The following is a 20,648-nucleotide window of genomic DNA, read 5'->3' on the forward strand; positions in this document are numbered from 1 at the left end:
GCGCTTTTCCCACTCGCCATCGAGGACTTTCAGGGAGCCCACGGATTATGAGTAAAATATTTTCTATAAACCAAGAAAATATACGCTCGAAACACAATAGAGAAAAGGTACGATTGTGAAGACTTTCACACCGAAACCAGCAGATTTAACTCATGACTGGTACATCATCGATGCCACTGACGTGGTACTTGGTCGTTTGGCCTCTCAGGTAGCAATCTTGCTGCGTGGTAAGAATAAGCCAACGTTTGCTCCTCATGCTGATTCTGGCAATCACGTTATTATTATTAACGCTGAAAAGATTGCTTTGACTGGCAATAAGTTGAGCAAGGAACTGTATTCCCACTCTGGTCGTCCAGGCGGCCTTCGTCGTGATAGCTATGAAGAGCTTTTGGAGAAGAATCCAAAGCGTATCATCATGGCTGCTGTAAAGGGCATGCTTCCAAAGAATCGTCTTGCTAAGGTGCAGCTTGACCGCCTTCGTGTGTTCACTGGCGCTGAGCATCCGCACACTTCGCAGAAGCCACAGGTCTTCGAGATCGCTCAGGTCTCTCAGCAGGCTAAGTGAGATCAAGGAGAATAGATATGGCAGAAAATAACAACTCCGCGGTTCTTGAGAACGAAGAAGAACTGACTAGCTACACCACTGAAACTAACGCTGGTGCAGGCACTGGTACTTCCGCCATCGAGCCAGGCTACGGCACTGGTCGTCGTAAGGAAGCTGTTGCTCGCGTGCGCTTGGTTCCAGGCTCCGGCAAGTGGACTATCAATGGTCGCACTTTGGAGGAGTACTTCCCATCTCGTTTGTTGCAGCGCGAAGTGAATTCACCAATCGTGTTGCTCAAGCTTGAAGGCAAGTTTGATGTTGTAGTCCTCGTTGACGGTGGTGGTACCACTGGTCAAGCTGGTGCTATTCGTTTGGGTGTTGCTCGTGCATTGAATGCTATCGATCGCGATGCAAACCGTGTTGCTTTGAAGAAGGCTGGCTTCTTGACTCGCGACGCTCGCGTTGTGGAGCGCAAGAAGGCTGGTTTGCACAAGGCACGTCGTGCACCTCAGTTCTCGAAGCGTTAAGTTTCGCGAATTTATATTTGCAAATGGCTCCTGGTTTTGCTGGGAGCCATTTTTTGTATTTTTATTATTTATTAAATTAAATTAAATTTGTTTAGTAAATGTTATAAATAGTGTGTAACTAGCCGTTAAAATTGACATTCTAGAAAAATTCATCTATTAATCGAACATAAATCATTACAAATAAGAACAAATAACGAACAGTAGAGGATAAAGCTCGCTCATAAATAGCGCAACTCGCTTCAAAGATGCGAAAGTACAGCAAAGAGGCTAAATTGTGACTTGTATCACATATTTAGCGGTGAATACTAAATTAGTCTGCTAATGAGTCTATTGATACCGCTGGTGGAACTATCGAGGAGGATACTCATGGTTGAGGCACAACACCAAGCCGAAACTGGCAAAACTGCTAGTGCTGATGACATTGCGTTAGCTGCTCAAAATGAAGTTGATCAACTTGTTGAAAAAGCAACTGTCGCTTTGGATGAGTTTGAGAAGCTTAATCAGCAACAAATCGATCATATTGTTGCTAAAGCTTCAGTGGCAGCATTGAATAAACATTTGGTTCTTGCAAAGTTGGCTGTCGATGAAACAGGCCGTGGCTTAGTAGAAGACAAAGCTACAAAAAATATCTTTGCATGCGAACATATTACGCATTATCTAGCAGGTCAAAAAACAGTTGGTATTATTCGCGAGGACGATGTTCTTGGAATTGACGAAATTGCTGAACCGGTTGGTATTGTTGCAGGCGTAACTCCAGTTACGAACCCAACTTCTACAGCTATTTTTAAGTCGCTTATTGCGCTTAAGACTCGTTGCCCAATTATTTTTGGATTCCATCCTTTCGCGCAAAAGTGCTCTTCTGAAGCAGCTCGAATTGTTCGCGATGCTGCTGTGGCTGCTGGTGCGCCAAAAGATTGCATTCAATGGATTGAGCATCCTTCAATTGAAGCTACCGGCGCATTGATGAAACATCCAAAGATCGCAACTATTCTTGCAACAGGCGGTCCTGGAATGGTTAAAGCAGCGTATTCTTCAGGAAAACCTGCTCTTGGTGTTGGTGCTGGAAATGCTCCTGCATATGTCGATAGTGACGTTGATATTGCGCGCGCTGCAAACGATTTAATTCTTTCAAAGCATTTTGATTACGGAATGATTTGTGCAACAGAGCAAGCAATTATTGCGCATAAGGATGTGTATGAGCCATTACTTCGCGAATTGAAGCGCAGGAAAGCATATTTTGTTAACGCTGACGAAAAAGCTAAGCTTGAACAATATATGTTTGGATGCACTGCATATTCTGGAAATACGCCAAAACTTAATTCCGTTGTTCCTGGTAAGTCTCCGCAATATATTGCGCACGAAGCTGGATTTGAAATTCCAGAAGATGCTGTGATTTTGGTTGCTGAGTGCAAAGAAGTTGGCGAAATGGAGCCGCTTACTATGGAAAAGCTCGCTCCTGTACACGCAATGCTTCGCGCAGAAAATAAGGAACAAGGCTTCGAGATGTGTGAGCAGATGCTTGTGCATGGAGCTGGTCACACTGCTGTAATTCACACAAATAATCAAGATCTTGTGCGCGAATATGGCGTTCGTATGCATGCTTGCAGAATTGTTTGGAATTCTCCTGGATCTCTTGGTGGCGTTGGAGATATTTACAACGCGATTGCTCCTTCACTTACTCTCGGATGCGGATCTTATGGTGGAAATTCCGTTTCTGGCAACGTACAAGCTATAAATCTTCTTAATATTAAGCGTATTGCACGAAGGAATAATAATATGCAATGGTTCAAGATTCCGGCTAAAACTTATTTTGAGCCGAATGCTATTCGTTATTTGAGGGATATGTACGGCGTTGAGCGCGCAGTTGTTGTGTGCGATAAGGTTATGGAGCAGCTTGGCGTAGTCGATAAGATTATCGACCAGCTTCGTGCTCGAGATAATCGCGTTAGCTTCCGTATTATTGATTACGTTGAGCCTGAGCCAAGCGTTGAAACGGTTGAGCGTGGAGCCGCAATGATGCGTGACGAATTCCAGCCAGACACAATTATTGCTGTTGGCGGCGGTTCCCCAATGGATGCTTCTAAGATTATGTGGCTTATGTATGAGCATCCGGAGATTTCTTTCGCTGATTTGCGAGAAAAGTTCTTCGATATTCGTAAGCGCGCATTTAAGATTCCGCCTCTTGGTAGCAAAGCTAAGCTCGTTTGCATACCAACTTCTTCCGGAACTGGCTCTGAAGTTACGCCTTACGCTGTTATTACAGATCACAAGACTGGATACAAGTATCCTATTACGGACTACGCTTTGACTCCAACGGTCGCAATAGTCGATCCTGTTTTGGCTCGTACGCAGCCTCGTCGTTTGGCGTGTGATTCTGGTTTTGATGCCTTAACTCATGCTATGGAAGCTTATGTTTCTGTTTACGCAAATGATTTTACGGATGCTATGGCTTTGCATGCTTCGAAGCTTATTTGGGAAAATCTTAACGATTCTGTGAATTGCGAAGATTCTCAGCGCAAGATTGAAGCGAAAGAAAAAATGCATAATGCAGCTACTATGGCTGGAATGGCGTTTGGTTCTGCATTCCTAGGAATGTGCCACGCTATGGCTCATACTATTGGTGCTTTGTGCCACGTTGTGCACGGTCATACAAACGCAATTTTGTTGCCTTATGTTATTCGCTATAACGGTCAAATTCCGCAAGAGCCAACTAGCTGGCCAAAGTACAACCGCTATATTGCGCTTGAGAGGTATCAGGAGATTGCTAAGAATCTTGGTGTAGATCCTGGTAAAACTCCTGAAGAAGGCGTTGAAAATCTTGCTCGTGCTGTTGAAGAGTATCGAAATGAAAAGCTTGGAATGGACGCTTCGTTTAAGGCTTGTGGCGTAGACGAAGAGTACTACTGGTCGATACTTGACAATATTGGCATGCGTGCTTACGAAGATCAGTGTGCGCCTGCAAATCCTCGTATTCCGCAAATTGAGGATATGAAGGATATTGCTATTGCTGCATATTATGGTGTTTCTCAAGAAGAAGGCCATCGCATGCGTTTGGAGCGTGAAGCGGCGTAATTATTTGCGTATTTAGTTAATAATGGCAGAAGCTCAACTAATTGTAGTTTCTGCCATTTTTTGTTGGAAAATAGCCGACACGCCCGGTTTTTAATAATCGAAGGTTGATGGTTTAATTACTTAGTTGCCTGTTTTAAGGCTCGCATATTGTAATTAAAAAAAGCGAGCGCGGAAGCAAAAACTTTGAATCGAAATCTTTTTGTATGAATAGGTTTTTGATGCCGCGCACTGATGTGGAATTACCCTAGGGGTTTATTCTCGCCGGTGCCCTTGAATTCAGGTTGGTAAACAGTAAACGAATCGCTAGAAAGGGCGGACGGCAATGGCGGGACAGAAAATCCGCATCAGGCTTAAGTCCTATGACCATGAGGTCATCGACCAATCGGCGAAGAAAATCGTCGAGACGGTGACGAACGCGGGCGCCACAGTAGTGGGTCCGGTTCCTCTGCCGACCGAGAAGAACGTGTTTGTTGTTATCCGTTCTCCTCATAAATACAAGGATTCTCGCGAGCATTTCGAGATGCGCACTCATAAGCGCCTCATTGACATCGTAGATCCAACGCCAAAGGCTGTGGATTCTTTGATGCACATTGACCTGCCTGCGGATGTAAACATCGAGATCAAGCTGTAGGAAGGGGGAGAAAGTAATGTCGCAGAATAAGAATCGCACTGCATTGCTCGGCCGCAAGCTGGGTATGTCGCAGGTTTGGGATGAAAACGGCTTCTTCGTCCCCGTAACTCTGGTTGAAGTTGCTACTAACGTAGTTACCGCTGTAAAGACTGTAGAGTCTGACGGTTATTGCGCAGTACAGCTCGGTTATGGCCAGATTGATCCTACCAAGGTGACTAAGCCATTGGCTGGTCATTTTGCAAAGGCTGGTGTAACTCCTCGTCGTCACCTCGCTGAGGTGCGCACCGAGAACGCAGCAGATTATCAGCCAGGTCAGGAATTGACTGCTGAATTGTTCGCTGAGGGTTCTGAAGTAGATGTCACTGGCACTACCAAGGGTAAGGGCTTTGCTGGCACTATCAAGCGTTGGGGCTTCAAGTCCTATCGCCGTACTCACGGCTCGCACAAGAACGAACGTCGCCCAGGTTCTGTGGGCGCTTGCGCAACTCCAAGCCGCATTTTGAAGGGCAAGCGTATGGCTGGTCGCATGGGTCATGTGACTTCCACCGCGCTTAACCTCACCATCGTTTCTTCGGATGTCGAGAACGGCATTCTCGCTATTAAGGGCGCTGTTCCAGGTCCTAAGGGCGCAATCGTTCTCGTCCGTTCGGCAGTGAAGGGAGCCTGATAATTATGGCAAACGTAACTCTGAACGTCACTGATACTAAGGGCAATGCAAGCGGAACCGTTGAAGCTCCTGCTGAAATTTTCGGCATCTCCAACGAAGACGTTTTAGCTCACGGCCCACTGGTTCATCAGGTCGTAATCGCTCAGCTTGCTGCTGCTCGTCAGGGCACCCATGCTGTGAAGAATCGTGCTAATGTTTCCGGCGGCGGTAAGAAGCCATGGAAGCAGAAGGGCACCGGTCGTGCTCGCCAGGGTTCCATTCGTGCTCCACAGTGGGTACATGGTGGCGTTGTTCATGGTCCAGTTCCTCGTAAGTACGATCAGCGCACCCCGAAGAAGATGAAGGCAGCTGCTCTTCGTTATGTTCTTTCGGATCGTGCAAATGCTGGACGTATTGCTGTAGTTGACTTTGGTATTAAGGATGTTCCATCCACCAAGACAGCTGTTTCAGCACTTACCCCTGTGACCAATAACCAATTCACTACTGTTGTTCTTTCTCGTGAGAACATCAATGAGTGGATGTCTGTACGCAACATTCCAACTGTTCACGTGATCTTCGCTGATCAGCTCAACACTTACGATGTTGTTACAGCTCAGTACGTCGTCTTCTCCAAGGAAGGCTTCGAAGCCTTCGTTGCTGCTAAGACCGAGCCTGTCGTTAAGGAGGCCTGATTTAAATGGTCGCAGTCCATAACCCAGCACATGACGTAATTCTTAAGCCAGTTGTTTCTGAAAAAAGTTATGCAGCTTCTGATCGTGGTCAGTACACTTTCGTAGTGGCTCCAGATGCTAACAAGGTTCAGATCAAGCAGGCTATCGAAGAAATCTTCAAGGTCAAGGTGACAAACGTTAACACTTTGAACCGCGCTGGCAAGTTGAAGCGCTCTCGCACCGGTTTCGGCCGTCGTGTGAACCAGAAGCGTGCTATTGTCACCGTGGCTGAAGGTCAAACGATTGACATCTTTGGTAACTGAAGGCTAGCCGAGAAAAGTAAAGGAATACTATATTATGGCTATCCGCGTTTATAAGCCGACGACTGCAGGCCGTCGTAACGCTTCGGTTTCGGATTTTGCCGAGATCACGCGTTCTACGCCTGAAAAGTCGCTGGTACGCAAACTCAGCAAGACTGGTGGTCGTAACTCTTACGGCCGCATGACTTCTCGCCATCGCGGCGGCGGTCACAAGCGTCAGTATCGTCTCATCGACTTCAAGCGTTGGGACAAGGATGGCGTGCCAGCAAAGGTCGCTCATATTGAGTATGACCCTAATCGTTCCGCTCGCATCGCTTTGTTGCATTACGCAGACGGTGAGAAGCGTTACATTATCGCTCCTGAAGGCGTTGCCCAGGGTGATGTTATTGAGACCGGCGCTCAGGCTGATATTAAGCCAGGCAACAACCTGCCTCTGAAGAATATCCCAACCGGTACCGTGGTTCACGCAATTGAGCTTCGTCCACTTGGTGGTGCGAAGATTGCTCGTTCCGCTGGTGCTGCTGTTCAGCTCGTCGCTAAGGATGGTGCTTATGCGCAGTTGCGTATGCCATCTGGCGAAATTCGTAACGTGGACGCTCGTTGCCGCGCTACTGTTGGCGAAGTAGGTAACTCTGATCACGCCAATATCGAGCTTGGTAAGGCAGGTCGCGCACGTTGGCTTGGTCGTAGACCAATCACCCGAGGCGAATCCATGAACCCTGTGGACCATCCACATGGTGGTCGCACCCGTGGTGGTAAGCCACCAGTTTCTCCATGGGGCAAGGGCGAGGTTCGTACACGTCGTCCAAAGAAGGCTTCGAACAAGATGATTGTTCGTCGTCGCCCGAATGGTAAGAACCGCAAGTAAGGGAGTGTCGAATAGATGACTCGTAGCATCAAGAAGGGCCCTTTCGTCGACGCCCACTTGCAGAAGAAAGTCGACGAGCAAAACGACAAGGGTACGCACAATGTCATTAAGACTTGGTCGCGTCGTTCGATGATCACTCCTGATTTCATTGGACACACCTTTGCCGTACATGATGGCCGCAAGCATGTGCCGGTATTCGTTACCGAAGCCATGGTTGGTCATAAGCTCGGTGAGTTCGCCCCGACCAAGACCTTTAAGGGTCATGTGAAGGACGACAAAAAGGCACGCCGCTAAAGGAGAGTTAGGACACATGGAAGCTAAAGCAATCGCTCGTCACGTCCGCGTGACGCCGCGCAAGGCTCGCCGCATGGTCGACCTCATCCGAGGCAAGCGTGCAAGCGAAGCTATTACCATTTTGAAGTTTGCTCCTCAGGACGCATCATTGCCGGTGCGCAAGGTTCTTGAAAGCGCGATCGCTAACGCTCGCGTTAAGGCTGAAAAAGCCGGTGAACCATTCCGTGAGCAGGACTTGGTCATCAAGGAAACCTATGTGGACGAGGGTGTAACGCTTAAGCGTTTCCGTGCTCGTGCACAGGGTCGCGCTGCGCGCATTAACAAGCGCACAAGCCATATCACTGTTATCGTCTCGCTTAAGGAAGGAGCCCGCTAAAGATGGGTCAGAAGATCAATCCTTTCGGCTATCGCCTGGGCATCACCGAGAATCATCGCTCTAAGTGGTTCTCTGACTCCAACAAAGCTGGCGAGCGTTATCGTGACTTCGTCCTTGAGGATGACAAGATTCGCAAGGAAATGAGCCATGACCTCGAGCGTGCTGGCGTATCTCGTATCGTTATCGAGCGCACTCGTGATCGCGTTCGTGTAGATATTCACACTGCTCGTCCGGGTATTATCATCGGTCGTCGTGGCGCTGAAGCTGAGCGCGTTCGCGCAAAGCTCGAGAAGCTCACAGGCAAGCAAGTACAGCTCAACATCTTCGAAGTGAAGAACGCTGCACTTGACGCTCAGTTGGTTGCTCAGGGAATTGCGGAGCAGTTGACAAACCGTGTTACATTCCGTCGTGCTATGCGTAAGGCACAGCAAGATGCAATGCGTGCAGGTGCCAAGGGTATCCGTATCAAGCTCTCCGGTCGCCTTGGTGGCGCCGAAATGAGCCGCTCTGAGTTCTATCGCGAGGGTCGCGTTCCACTGCAGACCCTTCGTGCCTTGATTGATTACGGCTTCTTTGAAGCTAAGACCACATACGGCCGTATCGGCGTAAAGGTCTGGATCTACAAGGGTGATATGACCGAGCGTGAGTTCGAAGAGCAGCAGGCTCAGCAGGGTAAGCGTGAAGGTCGTCGTGGTGGCGATCGTCGTCCACGTCGTGGCGCACGTCCTGCTAACCAGCAGAAGGCTGCTGAAGCACAGGCTGAAAAGCCAGCTGAAGCTGCAGCTGCTGAAGCTCCTGCCGCAACGGAAACGAAGGAGTGAGCAGATGCTTATCCCAAAGAGGACTAAATATCGTAAGCAGCACCGTCCTACCCGTAGCGGCATGTCTAAGGGTGGCACCGAGATCGCTTTCGGCGATTTTGGTATTCAGGCGCTGGCTCCGGCTTACATCACTAACCGACAGATCGAGGCAGCTCGTATCGCAATGACTCGCTACATTAAGCGTGGCGGTCGTGTGTGGATTACGATCTTCCCAGATCGTCCATTAACCAAGCACCCGCTTGGTGCGCGAATGGGTTCCGGTAAGGGTGCTCCAGAATTCTGGATTGCCAACATCCACCCAGGACGCGTAATGTTCGAGATCGGTGGTGTTTCTGAGGACATCGCTCGCGAGGCTTTGCGCCGCGCTATCGATAAGCTCCCAATGAAATGCCGTGTTATTGCGCGTGAAGGCGGTGACATCTGATGCCAGTCGGAACTGCAGACTACACCATCAAGAATTTGAACGAGAAGACAAATGCTGAGATCGAAGGCTTCTTGAAGAAGTCTAAGGAAGAGCTATTTAACTTGCGCTTCCAGGCAGCAACTGGTCAACTCGAAAACAGCGCTCGCCTCAAGGCGGTCAAGCACGACATTGCCAGGATGTATACTATCCTGCGTGAGCGTGAACTCGGCATCAGCCAAGAGCCTGGCGCCACTGAGGTCAAGGAGAAGTAAGCATGGCTGAGAACCAAGAGCGCAACTTCCGCAAGGTTCGTCGCGGCTACGTCGTGTCCGAGGCCATGGACAAGACAATCGCCGTTGAGCTGGAGCAGCGTTCGACACACCCGCTTTACGGTAAAGTCGTTCGCTCCACCCGCAAGGTCAAAGCCCATGATGAACACAACGAGGCACATATTGGCGACCTCGTGAGTATTATGGAAACTCGGCCACTGAGCAAGACCAAGCGTTGGCGTCTCGACTCGATTATCGAGCGCGCCAAGTAAACAAGTTCGGCAAGGCTCCGCGCTTCACCTGTGTCTGCTAATGTGGTAGACACAGGTGAGTGGGGAGAACCAGCTCGGCTAAGGAGAATCAATGATTCAGCAGGAAACGCGGCTTCATGTCGCCGACAACACGGGTGCTAAGGAATTACTTGCCATCCGCGTGCTCGGTGGATCGAAGCGACGCTATGCCGGCATCGGCGACATCATCGTCGCCTCCGTCAAGGACGCGATCCCTGGCGGGTCGGTCAAGAAAGGCGACGTAGTTAAGGCTGTCGTCGTCCGTACTGTCAAGGAACATCGCCGTGTCGATGGTTCCTATATTAAGTTCGATGAGAACGCCGCCGTAATTCTCGGCTCCGGTCGTGAACCAAAAGGCACTCGTATCTTCGGACCAGTCGGTCGTGAATTGCGCGATCAGCGCTTCATGAAGATTGTGTCCCTTGCTCCGGAGGTGATCTGATATGGTAGCCAAGATTAAGTCCGGCGACCAGGTGAAGGTCATTCGCGGCAAGGATCGCGGTAAGGAAGGCAAAGTAGTTCGTGTACTTGCCGATGACCGTTTGATCGTAGAAGGCGTTCAGGTCGTTAAGAAGCACGTTCGCGCCACCCAGCAGGGTCAGCAGGCGGGCATTGTTTCGGTTGAGGCTCCAATCCATCGCTCTAATGTGATGGTTATTGATCCAGAGACCAAGCAGCCTACACGCGTTGGCGTGATTGTTAAGCAAGAGGCTCGTGACGGCAAGGTTAAGACCGTGCGCGTGCGTGTCGCCAAGAAGTCCGGAAAGGAGCTGGCATGACCGATACTACAGTTGAGTTGCCGGCAACTCCGCGCTTAAAGCAACAATACAAGGATGAAATCGTACCAGCCTTGGAGAAAGAATTCGGCCACACTAATCCTATGCAGGTGGCTCGCGTGCAGAAGGTTGTCGTCTCTATGGGCGTCGGCGCTGCAGCTCGTGATTCTAAGCTCATCGAAGGTGCGATTAAGGATCTCACTTTGATTGCCGGCCAGAAGCCAAAGGTAACTAAGGCAAAGAAGTCTGTCGCTCAGTTCCATTTGCGCGAAGGTCAGGCTATCGGTGCTTACGTAACTCTTCGTGGCGATCGTATGTGGGAATTCTTGGATCGTTTGCTCACTCTGGCTTTGCCTCGTATCCGCGATTTCCGTGGTATCAATGGCAACCAGTTTGACGGTCAGGGTAATTACAACTTTGGTCTTACGGAACAGTCTATGTTCCATGAGATCGATCCTGACTCGATTGATCATCAGCGTGGTATGGACATCACCGTGGTGACTACCACCAAGGACGATGTGGAGGCCAAGTCTTTGCTTAAGCACCTCGGTTTCCCATTCAAGGAGAACTGAAATGGCAAAAACCGCTCTGAAAAACAAGGCGGCCGCCAAGCCGAAGTTCAAGGTACGCGCTTATACGCGTTGCCAGGTTTGTGGTCGTCCTCACTCCGTGTATCGCAAGTTCGGTCTGTGCCGCATCTGCCTTCGTGAGAAGGCTCATCGCGGTGAGTTGCCGGGTGTTACGAAGTCCAGTTGGTAAATATCGACGCTGAAGGTCCACTGCTTGAAGACAAAGTTCTCATATAGAGGCGGTGGAAACCACGGCGAGAAAGGGCGTTAGCCCACATGACAATGACAGATCCAATCGCAGACATGTTGACACGTCTGCGTAATGCGAGCGCGGCAAAGCACGATACCGTGGAAATGCCGTACTCCAAATTCAAGGCGAATATCGCCGAGATTCTGAAGCACGAAGGCTATATTAAGGACTTCGCTGCTAAGGAAGCTAAGGTTGGACAGACGTTGGAAATTACGTTGAAGTATGGCTCCAATGGCCAGCGTTCTATCCAAGGCATCAAGCGCATTTCTAAGCCAGGCTTGCGTCGTTACGCAAAGTCTGATGCTTTGCCAATGCCTCTTGGTGGTCTCGGTATTGCTATTATCTCGACCAGCTCGGGATTGTTGACTCAGAAGGAATGCCTCGATCGAGGCATTGGCGGCGAAATCGTCGCCTACGTATGGTGAGAAAGGAGAGCTGAAGATGGCATCGCATATTGGTAAGCTCCCCGTCGACATTCCTGCAGGCGTGGAAGTAAAGATTGAAGGTCAGTCCTTCAGCGTCAAAGGCGCTAAGGGTTCTGATTCTTATGAAATTCCAGAGGGAATCACCGCAGCAGTCGCTGACAATCAGATTGTTCTGACTCCAGTTGACGATTTGCGCCCAACTCGTGCAAAGCATGGTTTGGCTCGCGCAATTGTTGCTTCTATGGTGAAGGGTGTGCATGACGGCTACACCAAGACTTTGGATATTGTCGGTACCGGTTATCGTGCAGTGATGAAGGGCAAGGGCATTGAGTTCTCGCTCGGTTATTCTCACACTATTACCGTTCAACCACCGGCAGGTATTGAGTTCGAGTTGCCAAATCCTAACCAGGTAATCGTAAAGGGCACCGATAAGCAGACTGTTGGCCAGGTTGCTGCTAACATTCGTAAGCTTCGTGCTCCAGAACCTTACAAGGGTAAGGGTATTAAGTACACCGATGAACGTATCCTGCGCAAGGCTGGAAAGGCTGGTAAGTGATATGAGCGTTAAGATTTTCGGTAAGGGTACCAAAGTCGCACGTTTGCGTCGTCACGCCCGTCTTCGTAAGCACATTGCCGGCACATCTGAACGTCCTCGTTTAGTTGTTTCCCGTTCTAACCGTCATATGGTTGCTCAGATTGTGGATGATACCAAGGGAATTACTTTGGTAAGCGCTTCCACTTTGACTGCTGACTTCGCTGGTTTCACTGGCACGAAGACTGAAGCTGCAACCAAGGTTGGCGAATTAGTAGCGGCTAAGGCGAAGGAAGCGGGTATCACCGCTGTAGTCTTCGACCGTGGCGGTAACAAATATCATGGTCGCGTCGCAGCAGTGGCTGAAGGCGCCCGTCAGGGAGGTCTGGCACTGTGAGCGACAACGAAAAGGAAACCCAAGTGGCTGAAGAAACTCAGAACACTCAGGCATCCGCTGAGGAGCGTAACGATGATCGTCGTTCTCGCCGTAACAAGGGCGAGGGTAAGCGCGGCGAACGTCGTAATCGTCGTGAAGAAAACCGTGGCGAAGAGCTTCTGGATCGCGTAGTTACTATTAACCGTGTTTCCAAGACCCACAAGGGTGGTCGTACCTTTAGCTTTGCAGCACTTGTTGTTGTTGGCGACGGTAAGGGCACTGTTGGTGTTGGTTACGGCAAGTCTCGCGAAGTTCCAGCTGCTATTGCTAAGGGTCAGCTTGACGCTAAGAAGCATATGTTCACTGTTCCACGCATTCGTGGTACCGTCACTCATCCAGTGCTCGGTCACGATGCTGCTGGTACTGTGTTGCTCCGTCCAGCTGCTCCAGGTACTGGTGTAATTGCTGGTGGTGCTGTGCGCGCTGTTATGGAATGCGCCGGCATTACGGACATCCTCACCAAGTCCATGGGCTCTGCGACTGCTGTAAACGTAGTGCGTGCTACTGTGGACGCTTTGAAGAAGCTCGAAGAGCCAGAAGAGATTTCTGCTCGTCGTGGTCTTTCTCTTGAGGAAGTCGCTCCTGATGCTTTGCTCCGTGAGCGTGCTGCCGGCATTGCCGAAGCTCGCAAGGCTCGCGAAGAAGCTCAGGCCGCCAAGGCATCTGAAGCAAAGGATGGTGAGTGATGTCAAATTTGAAGATCACTCTGGTGCATGGTTTAGTTCATACAACTGAGCGCCAGCGCGCGAATGTTCATACGCTCGGCCTTCATAAGATTGGTCACAGCGTAGTTCGCGAGGACACCCCCGTCAATCGTGGCTTGGTTATGGCCGTTCGCCACTTGGTGAGCGTCGAGGAGGTCGACTGATTATGGCTAACGAAGAACCAATGCTGCATATGCACACGTTGCGTCCAGCTCCAGGAGCTAAGAAGGATCGCATCCGTGTAGGTCGTGGTGAAGGCTCTAAGGGTAAGACCTCAGGTCGTGGTGATAAGGGCACAAAGAAGCGTTATCAGGTTCGTCCTGGCTTCGAAGGTGGCCAGCTCCCACTGTACATGCGCTTGCCTAAGTTGCGTGGCTTCAAGAGTCCTTTCAAGAAGGAATTCCAAGTCGTCAACGTTGCAGATCTTGCTGAACTTTTCCCAAAGGGTGGCGAGGTTACTGTAGCTGACCTTATTACTAAGGGCGCTGTACGTGATGGCTATCCTGTAAAGGTTCTTGGCGATGGTGAATTGACTGTTGCTTTGACTCTTAAGGGTATGAAAGCTTCTGCTTCTGCTAAGGCAAAGGTTGAGGCTGTCGGCGGCTCCATCAGCGAAGAGTAGTTAGAAGCTACTTAAAGCTTGATGCAGTTATAAATCTGTAATAGTCCCTCTAGCATTGTCTAGAGGGACTATTTTTATCATCAAAACTCACCAATAGCCTATTCCAGTAGGTACCGTGAGTTAAACTATTGCCTCAGAGTTTGTTTTTTGCACTGTTGCGCCTAGGAGTGCGCGAAAAAAGGGAGGAAGACCCAGGTGAAAACGTTAATCCAGGCCTTCAGGACGAAGGAGTTGAGGAACAAGATCCTCTTCGTCTTCGCTATGATAATTATTTATCGTATTGGTTCATTTATTCCGATTCCGGGTGTGGACTATAAAGTTGTGCATGCTTGCACTGTTAAATTAGCTTCATCGAGCGAGAACTTTATTGGGTTAGTTAACTTGTTCTCAGGCGGCTCACTGTTGCAGCTTTCTATTTTTGCTTTGGGTGTTATGCCTTACATCACTGCTTCCATTGTGATTCAGCTTTTGCGCGTGGTTATTCCTCGCTTCGAAGCTCTTCATAAGGAAGGCCAGTCTGGTGAAACAAAGCTTACGCAGTACACGCGTTACCTAACTATTGGATTGGCAATTTTGCAATCTACTACGATTTTGGTAACAGCACGTACGGGTGCTTTGTTTAATTATCAGTGCGGAAATAATATTATTCCAGACGGAAGCATGTGGAGCCTTATTGTCATGGTTTTGATCATGACTGGCGGCACTGGTCTTATTATGTGGATGGCAGAACTCATTACCGATAAGGGTATCGGTCAAGGCATGTCTGTCTTAATCTTTATGTCTATTTGCTCTGGCTTCTTACCAAAGCTTTGGGAGATTGGTTGGGGTACCAACGGTTCTAATGGCGATTGGAATAAGTTCGCTATTGTTGGTGGCGTTTTGCTTGTTATCCTCATATTTGTTGACTTTGTTGAGCTTGCTCAGCGTCGTATTCCTGTGCAATATACACGCCGCATGATTGGACGAAAGATGTATGGCGGCTCTTCGACTTATTTGCCGTTAAAGGTAAATATGAGTGGCGTTATTCCACCAATCTTTGCTTCATCAATTCTTGCTGTTCCTACTCTTATTGCTCAGTTTGGAGATAAGAGCAAGGCTTGGGTGAATTGGATTGAAGCTAATTTGGCTAATTCCACTTCTGCTTGGTATATTGCGTTTTACACAGTAATGATTGTGTTCTTCTGCTTCTTCTACACAGAGATTACTTTTAATCCTGATGAGACTGCAGATAACATGAAAGAGTATGGTGGCTTCATACCAGGCATTCGCGCTGGCAGTGCTACGAGTCATTATCTTAGCTATGTTATGAACAGGTTGAATACTGTCGGTGCTATTTATTTGCTCTTTGTTGCATTGATTCCTACCGTTTTGATTATGGCTTTGCATTTGAATACAAAATTGCCATTCGGTGGTACAACAATTTTGATTATTGCTGGCGTTGGTTTGGATACGTTGCGTCAAGCAAAGGCTCAGACTGAACAATTCCAGTACGCTGGTTTCTTGTTCAAGCATGATGATCAAAAGCAAGTATCTAAGTAACTACAGTTAGCGAGCTAAGGAGATGAATATGCGATTATTAATTATGGGTCCACAGGGCGTTGGAAAAGGCACTCAGGCCGCTTTGTTAAGTGAGCATTATGGCATTCCAGCGATTTCTACTGGTGATATTTTCCGCTATAACCTTAAGAATCATACTGAGCTTGGAAAGCAGGTTCAGGGATATCTTGACAAGGGCGAGTTGGTTCCAGATGAGCTGACAAACAGCATTGTTAAGGATCGTCTTGCTCAGGACGATGCAAAGAGCGGCTGGATTCTTGACGGTTATCCTCGCAACGCTTCTCAGGTTCAAGCTTTGGATCGTATGTTGGAAGAGCTTGGCACTCCTCTCGATCACGTTGTGGCTCTTGAGGCTGAGCGCGATGTTTTGCTCGAACGTATGCAAAAGCGTGCAGTGGAGCAAGGTCGTTCTGACGATACTCCAGAAGTAATTGCTAAGCGTTTGGAAACGTATGAGAAGGAAACAGCTCCATTGCTTGATATCTATGATAGCCGCGGTCAGTTGGTTGAAGTAGATGGCGTTGGAGATATTAAGGAAATCAATAATCGCATTGTTGAATCACTTAATTAATTAGTGCGTTTTTAAATTTAAAAAGTAAAATGCGTTCTGTTCGACACGCCGAGTGTTGAATGGGACGCATTTACTGTATTATAGAAGATTGGCGTGTCTTCGGATGCGCAAAGTAGTATGCCCAAGGAACGGAACGAGGCTCATGGCAAAAGACGGTGTGATTGAAGTCGAAGGCACGGTAGTAGAAGCACTACCAAATGCGATGTTTCGCGTTCAGCTTGAGAATGAGCACATTGTTTTAGCTACGATCTCTGGTAAGATGCGTAAAAATTATATTCGCATTCTTCCTCAAGATCGTGTAGTGCTAGAGATGAGCCCTTACGATCTGAATCGCGGGCGTATTACGTACCGTTATAAGTAAGGTACAAGCAAAGGAAAACCATGAAGGTCAGCCCTAGCGTGAAGAGGATCTGCGAAAACTGCCGCGTGATCCGCCGTCACGGCCGCGTCATGGTGATCTGCATTAACCCACGTCATAAGCAGCGTCAGGGCTGAGCAGATTTCCATCGCGGAATACAAAGAATAAGGCGCTAAGTCACAGCAGAAGCTGAACCCTGGGTGCGCAGGCCCAGGCCGCACTTAATTTCTATTAATGCGGAAGACTTGGTGCACGACCTGCGTAACAGCAAAGGAATTACAATGGCACGTCTTGCCGGAGTAGATATTCCCAATGAGAAGCGCATTGAGATTGCCCTCACCTACATTTTTGGTGTTGGTCGTACTCGCGCTAAGGAAACGCTTGCCGCGACCGGTGTTAATCCGGACACTCGCGTCAAGGATCTTACGGATGAACAGCTGATCACCTTGCGTGATTATCTTGAGGCCAATTACAAGATTGAAGGCGATTTGCGTCGTGAGATCGACGCTGACATCCGTCGTAAGATTCAGATCAACTGCTATCAAGGCCAGCGTCATCGCAAGGGTCTTCCTGTGCGTGGTCAGCGTACCAAGACTAATGCTCGTACTCGCAAGGGTCCGAAGCGTACTGTCGCCGGGAAGAAGAAGGCCACCCGATAGTAGTCGGTGGTCGGCTCTAGGCCACGGATATATTTCCATCGTCTAGACATACCAACTCATTCGTCATTAGGAAACGAGGGTCAATGGCAGCTGCAAAGCAAGCCTCGCGCAAGCCGCGTCGCCGGGACCGCAAGTCGGTGCCGGTTGGGCAGGCGCATATTAAATCAACATTCAATAACACGATTATCTCCATTACCGATCCATCCGGTGCAGTCCTTTCTTGGGCTTCCGGCGGTGATGTCGGCTTTAAGGGTTCCCGTAAGTCGACTCCTTACGCTGCAGGTATGGCTGCTGAGTCTGCCGCACGCAAGGCAATGGAGCATGGCCTCAAGAAGGTCGACGTGTTTGTTAAGGGTCCAGGTTCCGGTCGTGAAACCGCTATCCGTTCCCTCCAGTCCGCGGGTCTCGAAGTTGGTTCTATTACCGACGTTACCCCGCAAGCGCATAACGGCGTACGCCCACCAAAGCGTCGCCGCGTCTGAGCACTCTTACGAATCCATCCATCCAACCCGCTTATGGGCGGCGAGTGCACCACCGACCAGAAGCTGAAAGGATACCAAAGTGCTTATCGCACAGCGTCCGACACTTACCGAGGAATCACTGAATCCCCAGCGTTCTCGCTTTACTATTGAGCCGCTGGAACCAGGTTTTGGCTACACTCTCGGCAATTCGCTGCGTCGTACCTTGTTAAGCTCTATTCCAGGTGCTGCCGTTACTTCGGTTCGCATCTCTGGAGCTTTGCATGAGTTTACGACTCTGCCAGGTGTTGAAGAAGATGTCACTGAAATTCTGCTGAACATCAAGGGCATCGTGCTCACGAGTGAGTACGACGAGCCTGTAGTGATGTATTTGCGCAAGAATGGTAAAGGTGAGGCCACTGCTGGAGATATTACTCCTCCAGCCGGTGTTACTATTGCTAATCCTGACTTGCATATTGCTACACTCGCAGAAGATGGTGAACTTGAAATTGAGTTTACTGTTGAACGCGGTCGCGGCTACGTGCCAGCTCAGATGAACAAGCAGGAGAACAGCGAAATCGGCCGCATTCCTGTGGATTCGATCTACTCACCAGTTTTGAAGGTGAGCTATAAGGTCGAAGCTACCCGCGTGGAACAGCGCACGGACTTCGATAAGCTCATCCTGGATGTGGAAACCAAGCCAGCTATTACACCGCGTGATGCAGTTGCATCTGCAGGCTCGACTTTAGTTGAGCTTTTCGGTCTTTGCCGTGAGCTTAACGTTGATGCCGAAGGTGTTGAAGTTGGTCCAGCGCCAACTCATGATGAAGCTGATTCTCAGTTGGCTATACCGATTGAAGATATGAATTTTACTCAGCGTAGCTATAATTGCTTGAAGCGTGAGGGTATTCATACAGTCGGCGAACTGGTAGTTCACACTGAGCAGGATTTGCTCGATATTCGTAATTTCGGCATGAAATCCATCGATGAAGTTAAAGAAAAGTTGCAGGCAATGGGTCTGTCTTTGAAGGCTTCACCGATTGGCTTCGACGCCAATAATCTCGAAGGTGGCACTTTCTTCTCGCCTGAAGACGAGTAAGTTCCATCTGCAATCGTCGTAACGTTCGGATGTTCGGGTTGATGCCCACCTGAACGATGCGACAATAAGGAGTAATAATGCCTACACCGAAACAAGGCCCTCGTCTGGCTTCTAGCCCGGCTCATGAGCGCCTGATGCTGGCCAATATGGCGACCAGCCTCTTCCAGCACGGTCGTATCGTAACGACGTTGCCAAAGGCAAAGCGTCTTCGTCCGCTTGCTGAGCGTTTGATTTCATTCGCTAAGCGTGGCGATTTGCATTCGCGTCGTCGTGTGTTGCGTGTAATTCGCAACAAGTCCGTGGTTCACGTGCTTTTCACTCAGATCGCTGAGCAGATGAAGCAGCGTGAAGGTGGTTACACCCGCATCGTGAAGATTGCTCCACGTCGTGGTGATACCGCTCCTCAGGCAATTATTGAGCTCGTAACTGAGCCAGTAAGCCCAAAGAAGGCTGTTGTGAAGGAAGCTGAAGCAGCTACCAAGGTTGCAGCTAAAGAAGAAGCTGCCGAGTAGTTTGCATTCCAGCTTTACGCATCGGTAAAGTGAATCTTAAAGCAAGCGTTTAATCGCTTCTTAAAGAATTGCTAAGACGAGTCGAGGTTAATTCCTCGGCTCGTTTTTTATTTGTATTATTATTGAATTATGCCGAATGTTATTGATTTGTTGCGCAACGATTTCTCTACCTTCGCTCAGCGCAAGTTTAATGCCGTAGATGCGCTGATTTTGTGCGAGCTATCTTATATAAATATGCCAACTTCCGTGCCAAAATATTGCGATAATCCAAAGAATATTTCGACTGTATCTATTAACGAATTGCTTAGAATAGAAGACTATTCGTCAATGTTTGCTTCTGGAGCTCCTAAAGTAGATAAATTCCGTAGGAAGCTGCTTCTCGCTGTCGCTTCCAGCCCTAGGTATAGGGGAATTCGCGTAGGGGAGTATCTTGAGAGGTTTGATGAATCAAATATTGACGAATCATTAGAACAGCAGTTTGCTGGAGTTACTTTTGATCTTAGCAATTGCGAGGGGATTGATAATCCTCATACTCTTGTTGTTGCGTATCGTGGCACTGACAATACGCTTGTTGGGTGGAAAGAAGATTTCAACATGGCTTTCCGCTGCCCAGTGCCAGCGCAAGAATCTGCTGCTGAATATTTGACTTCTGTAGCGCAAAGATATAGCAAACGTTATTCTAATAAAAACTTCTTTAATAAACTTTTTGCGAACAAACTTTTTGCCCGCTTTTCAAAATCTTCCGTAGACTTGCAAAATAATAATTCAAATATTATTGTTGTCGGTCATTCAAAAGGTGGGAACATGGCTGCTTATGCGGCTATGCGCTTAGATGCTACAAGTCAAAAACTAGGTGACCTTGTATCAAAAATTTATTCTATGGACGGCCCTGGTTTTGCGTCTGATGTAGTGGATACAAGCGTTTTTGCGAATGTTTCAAGTCGTATTGAAAAAGTAGTTCCGCAGTCTGCTTTTATTGGACTGATTATGGATACTGGGGTGCCGTATAAAGTCACGACTGCCGATTCTATTGGCTTAATGCAACATTTTGGCATGTATTGGCAAGTTAAGAATGGCGATTTTGATTACTGCGATTGCGTAACGCCGCGCGCGCTGGCAGTTTCTAAGGCAGCGAACGAGTGGATGATGAATTTGCCGTTTGAAGAGCGCAAGCGCAGGATTGACGCTGCTTATAAGATTTTTAGTAATTTGGGTTACCCAACTTTTGATGAAATGTCTTCGCATTGGTCGGAAGTTGTTCCTAAATTATTGAAGGTTGCGATGCATATGGATTCAAAGACTCATGAGCTGATTCGTAGTGTTATGAGCGCTTTTGCGCTTGTGGGCGGTTCGGATAAGAAAAGTTAGTGTAAAGTCTGTTTGGAAAG

Annotated in this window: 33 protein-coding genes; all 33 read left to right on the forward strand. The window is 48.6% G+C overall.

The features are described from left to right. The first annotated feature begins 115 nt into the window (after positions 1-115). Positions 116-565 carry a 50S ribosomal protein L13 gene (rplM, locus tag ACJV2T_RS01040; RefSeq protein ID WP_004129067.1) on the forward strand — a complete coding sequence of 150 codons (450 nt, stop codon included), beginning with the start codon at positions 116-118 and terminating at the stop codon, positions 563-565. A gap of 17 nt (positions 566-582) precedes the next feature. Next, complete coding sequence (rpsI, locus tag ACJV2T_RS01045; RefSeq protein ID WP_004105525.1) at positions 583-1,071, forward strand: 30S ribosomal protein S9; 489 nt, start codon at positions 583-585, stop codon at positions 1,069-1,071. Positions 1,072-1,437: 366 nt separating this feature from the next. Beyond that, positions 1,438-4,143, forward strand: a complete 2,706-nt coding sequence (gene adhE, locus ACJV2T_RS01050; RefSeq protein WP_415683288.1) for a bifunctional acetaldehyde-CoA/alcohol dehydrogenase — start codon at positions 1,438-1,440, stop codon at positions 4,141-4,143. Between the two features lie 322 nt (positions 4,144-4,465). Further along, positions 4,466-4,774: a 30S ribosomal protein S10 gene (gene rpsJ, locus ACJV2T_RS01055; protein WP_003808013.1), complete on the forward strand. Its 309-nt coding sequence runs from the start codon at positions 4,466-4,468 to the stop codon at positions 4,772-4,774. Positions 4,775-4,790: 16 nt separating this feature from the next. Continuing rightward, positions 4,791-5,441, forward strand: a complete 651-nt coding sequence (gene rplC, locus ACJV2T_RS01060) for a 50S ribosomal protein L3 (protein WP_004105519.1) — start codon at positions 4,791-4,793, stop codon at positions 5,439-5,441. Positions 5,442-5,446: 5 nt separating this feature from the next. Then, positions 5,447-6,112, forward strand: a complete 666-nt coding sequence (gene rplD, locus ACJV2T_RS01065; protein ID WP_415687902.1) for a 50S ribosomal protein L4 — start codon at positions 5,447-5,449, stop codon at positions 6,110-6,112. Positions 6,113-6,117: 5 nt separating this feature from the next. After that, entirely contained in the window at positions 6,118-6,414 is a 297-nt protein-coding gene (gene rplW / locus ACJV2T_RS01070) for a 50S ribosomal protein L23 (protein ID WP_004105515.1), read from the forward strand. A gap of 34 nt (positions 6,415-6,448) precedes the next feature. After that, a complete protein-coding gene (rplB, locus tag ACJV2T_RS01075) occupies positions 6,449-7,279 on the forward strand; it encodes a 50S ribosomal protein L2 (protein WP_004574091.1) in 831 nt (276 codons plus the stop codon). Positions 7,280-7,294: 15 nt separating this feature from the next. Further along, entirely contained in the window at positions 7,295-7,573 is a 279-nt protein-coding gene (gene rpsS, locus ACJV2T_RS01080; RefSeq protein ID WP_004114357.1) for a 30S ribosomal protein S19, read from the forward strand. Positions 7,574-7,589: 16 nt separating this feature from the next. Further along, on the forward strand, positions 7,590-7,949 hold the full coding sequence (gene rplV / locus ACJV2T_RS01085) for a 50S ribosomal protein L22 (RefSeq protein ID WP_004105510.1): 360 nt from the start codon (positions 7,590-7,592) through the stop codon (positions 7,947-7,949). Positions 7,950-7,951: 2 nt separating this feature from the next. Further along, positions 7,952-8,770: a 30S ribosomal protein S3 gene (rpsC, locus tag ACJV2T_RS01090; RefSeq protein WP_004574090.1), complete on the forward strand. Its 819-nt coding sequence runs from the start codon at positions 7,952-7,954 to the stop codon at positions 8,768-8,770. Positions 8,771-8,774: 4 nt separating this feature from the next. After that, positions 8,775-9,194: a 50S ribosomal protein L16 gene (gene rplP, locus ACJV2T_RS01095; RefSeq protein WP_004109684.1), complete on the forward strand. Its 420-nt coding sequence runs from the start codon at positions 8,775-8,777 to the stop codon at positions 9,192-9,194. Beyond that, positions 9,194-9,445, forward strand: coding sequence for a 50S ribosomal protein L29 (gene rpmC, locus ACJV2T_RS01100; protein ID WP_004105502.1), 252 nt, complete (start codon positions 9,194-9,196; stop codon positions 9,443-9,445). The genes rplP and rpmC overlap by 1 nt, the downstream gene beginning before the upstream one ends. A gap of 2 nt (positions 9,446-9,447) precedes the next feature. Then, on the forward strand, positions 9,448-9,714 hold the full coding sequence (gene rpsQ / locus ACJV2T_RS01105; protein ID WP_004114365.1) for a 30S ribosomal protein S17: 267 nt from the start codon (positions 9,448-9,450) through the stop codon (positions 9,712-9,714). A gap of 91 nt (positions 9,715-9,805) precedes the next feature. Further along, entirely contained in the window at positions 9,806-10,174 is a 369-nt protein-coding gene (gene rplN / locus ACJV2T_RS01110) for a 50S ribosomal protein L14 (RefSeq protein ID WP_004574089.1), read from the forward strand. A 1-nt stretch (position 10,175) separates the two neighbouring features. Continuing rightward, positions 10,176-10,511 carry a 50S ribosomal protein L24 gene (gene rplX, locus ACJV2T_RS01115; RefSeq protein WP_004105501.1) on the forward strand — a complete coding sequence of 112 codons (336 nt, stop codon included), beginning with the start codon at positions 10,176-10,178 and terminating at the stop codon, positions 10,509-10,511. Next, positions 10,508-11,080, forward strand: a complete 573-nt coding sequence (gene rplE, locus ACJV2T_RS01120; RefSeq protein WP_004109679.1) for a 50S ribosomal protein L5 — start codon at positions 10,508-10,510, stop codon at positions 11,078-11,080. The genes rplX and rplE overlap by 4 nt, the downstream gene beginning before the upstream one ends. 1 nt (position 11,081) lies before the next feature. After that, positions 11,082-11,267, forward strand: coding sequence for a type Z 30S ribosomal protein S14 (locus tag ACJV2T_RS01125; protein WP_003808046.1), 186 nt, complete (start codon positions 11,082-11,084; stop codon positions 11,265-11,267). 86 nt (positions 11,268-11,353) lie between these two features. Then, positions 11,354-11,752 (forward strand): 30S ribosomal protein S8, encoded by a 399-nt coding sequence (gene rpsH, locus ACJV2T_RS01130; protein WP_004105495.1) that lies wholly within the window; start codon positions 11,354-11,356, stop codon positions 11,750-11,752. Positions 11,753-11,768: 16 nt separating this feature from the next. Then, positions 11,769-12,308, forward strand: a complete 540-nt coding sequence (gene rplF / locus ACJV2T_RS01135; RefSeq protein WP_004105494.1) for a 50S ribosomal protein L6 — start codon at positions 11,769-11,771, stop codon at positions 12,306-12,308. A gap of 1 nt (position 12,309) precedes the next feature. Beyond that, positions 12,310-12,681: a 50S ribosomal protein L18 gene (rplR, locus tag ACJV2T_RS01140; protein ID WP_004109670.1), complete on the forward strand. Its 372-nt coding sequence runs from the start codon at positions 12,310-12,312 to the stop codon at positions 12,679-12,681. Then, positions 12,678-13,406: a 30S ribosomal protein S5 gene (gene rpsE, locus ACJV2T_RS01145; protein ID WP_004574087.1), complete on the forward strand. Its 729-nt coding sequence runs from the start codon at positions 12,678-12,680 to the stop codon at positions 13,404-13,406. Before rplR ends, rpsE begins: the two co-directional genes overlap by 4 nt. Continuing rightward, complete coding sequence (gene rpmD / locus ACJV2T_RS01150) at positions 13,406-13,588, forward strand: 50S ribosomal protein L30 (protein WP_004105491.1); 183 nt, start codon at positions 13,406-13,408, stop codon at positions 13,586-13,588. The genes rpsE and rpmD overlap by 1 nt, the downstream gene beginning before the upstream one ends. Before the next feature lie 2 nt (positions 13,589-13,590). Continuing rightward, on the forward strand, positions 13,591-14,046 hold the full coding sequence (rplO, locus tag ACJV2T_RS01155; RefSeq protein WP_419398897.1) for a 50S ribosomal protein L15: 456 nt from the start codon (positions 13,591-13,593) through the stop codon (positions 14,044-14,046). A 195-nt stretch (positions 14,047-14,241) separates the two neighbouring features. After that, positions 14,242-15,585: a preprotein translocase subunit SecY gene (gene secY / locus ACJV2T_RS01160; protein ID WP_415683289.1), complete on the forward strand. Its 1,344-nt coding sequence runs from the start codon at positions 14,242-14,244 to the stop codon at positions 15,583-15,585. A gap of 28 nt (positions 15,586-15,613) precedes the next feature. Next, positions 15,614-16,174 carry an adenylate kinase gene (locus tag ACJV2T_RS01165; RefSeq protein WP_012913828.1) on the forward strand — a complete coding sequence of 187 codons (561 nt, stop codon included), beginning with the start codon at positions 15,614-15,616 and terminating at the stop codon, positions 16,172-16,174. A 142-nt stretch (positions 16,175-16,316) separates the two neighbouring features. Further along, entirely contained in the window at positions 16,317-16,535 is a 219-nt protein-coding gene (gene infA / locus ACJV2T_RS01170; RefSeq protein WP_004105485.1) for a translation initiation factor IF-1, read from the forward strand. Between the two features lie 20 nt (positions 16,536-16,555). Beyond that, the gene (gene rpmJ, locus ACJV2T_RS01175; RefSeq protein ID WP_003842636.1) at positions 16,556-16,669 is read left to right on the forward strand and encodes a 50S ribosomal protein L36; all 114 of its coding nucleotides are present in this window, start codon (positions 16,556-16,558) and stop codon (positions 16,667-16,669) included. Between the two features lie 144 nt (positions 16,670-16,813). After that, positions 16,814-17,191 carry a 30S ribosomal protein S13 gene (gene rpsM, locus ACJV2T_RS01180; RefSeq protein ID WP_004105472.1) on the forward strand — a complete coding sequence of 126 codons (378 nt, stop codon included), beginning with the start codon at positions 16,814-16,816 and terminating at the stop codon, positions 17,189-17,191. Positions 17,192-17,274: 83 nt separating this feature from the next. Continuing rightward, complete coding sequence (rpsK, locus tag ACJV2T_RS01185) at positions 17,275-17,673, forward strand: 30S ribosomal protein S11 (RefSeq protein ID WP_004105468.1); 399 nt, start codon at positions 17,275-17,277, stop codon at positions 17,671-17,673. Positions 17,674-17,752: 79 nt separating this feature from the next. Continuing rightward, positions 17,753-18,748 carry a DNA-directed RNA polymerase subunit alpha gene (locus ACJV2T_RS01190; RefSeq protein WP_004574084.1) on the forward strand — a complete coding sequence of 332 codons (996 nt, stop codon included), beginning with the start codon at positions 17,753-17,755 and terminating at the stop codon, positions 18,746-18,748. 77 nt (positions 18,749-18,825) lie between these two features. Then, positions 18,826-19,260 (forward strand): 50S ribosomal protein L17, encoded by a 435-nt coding sequence (gene rplQ / locus ACJV2T_RS01195; RefSeq protein ID WP_004129014.1) that lies wholly within the window; start codon positions 18,826-18,828, stop codon positions 19,258-19,260. 129 nt (positions 19,261-19,389) lie between these two features. Then, on the forward strand, positions 19,390-20,628 hold the full coding sequence (locus ACJV2T_RS01200) for an Mbeg1-like protein (protein WP_419398898.1): 1,239 nt from the start codon (positions 19,390-19,392) through the stop codon (positions 20,626-20,628). Positions 20,629-20,648 lie beyond the last annotated feature (20 nt).

Source organism: Gardnerella phocaeensis (assembly GCF_048545075.1).
In the GTDB taxonomy this organism is placed as follows: Bacteria; Actinomycetota; Actinomycetes; order Actinomycetales; family Bifidobacteriaceae; genus Bifidobacterium; species Bifidobacterium vaginale_J.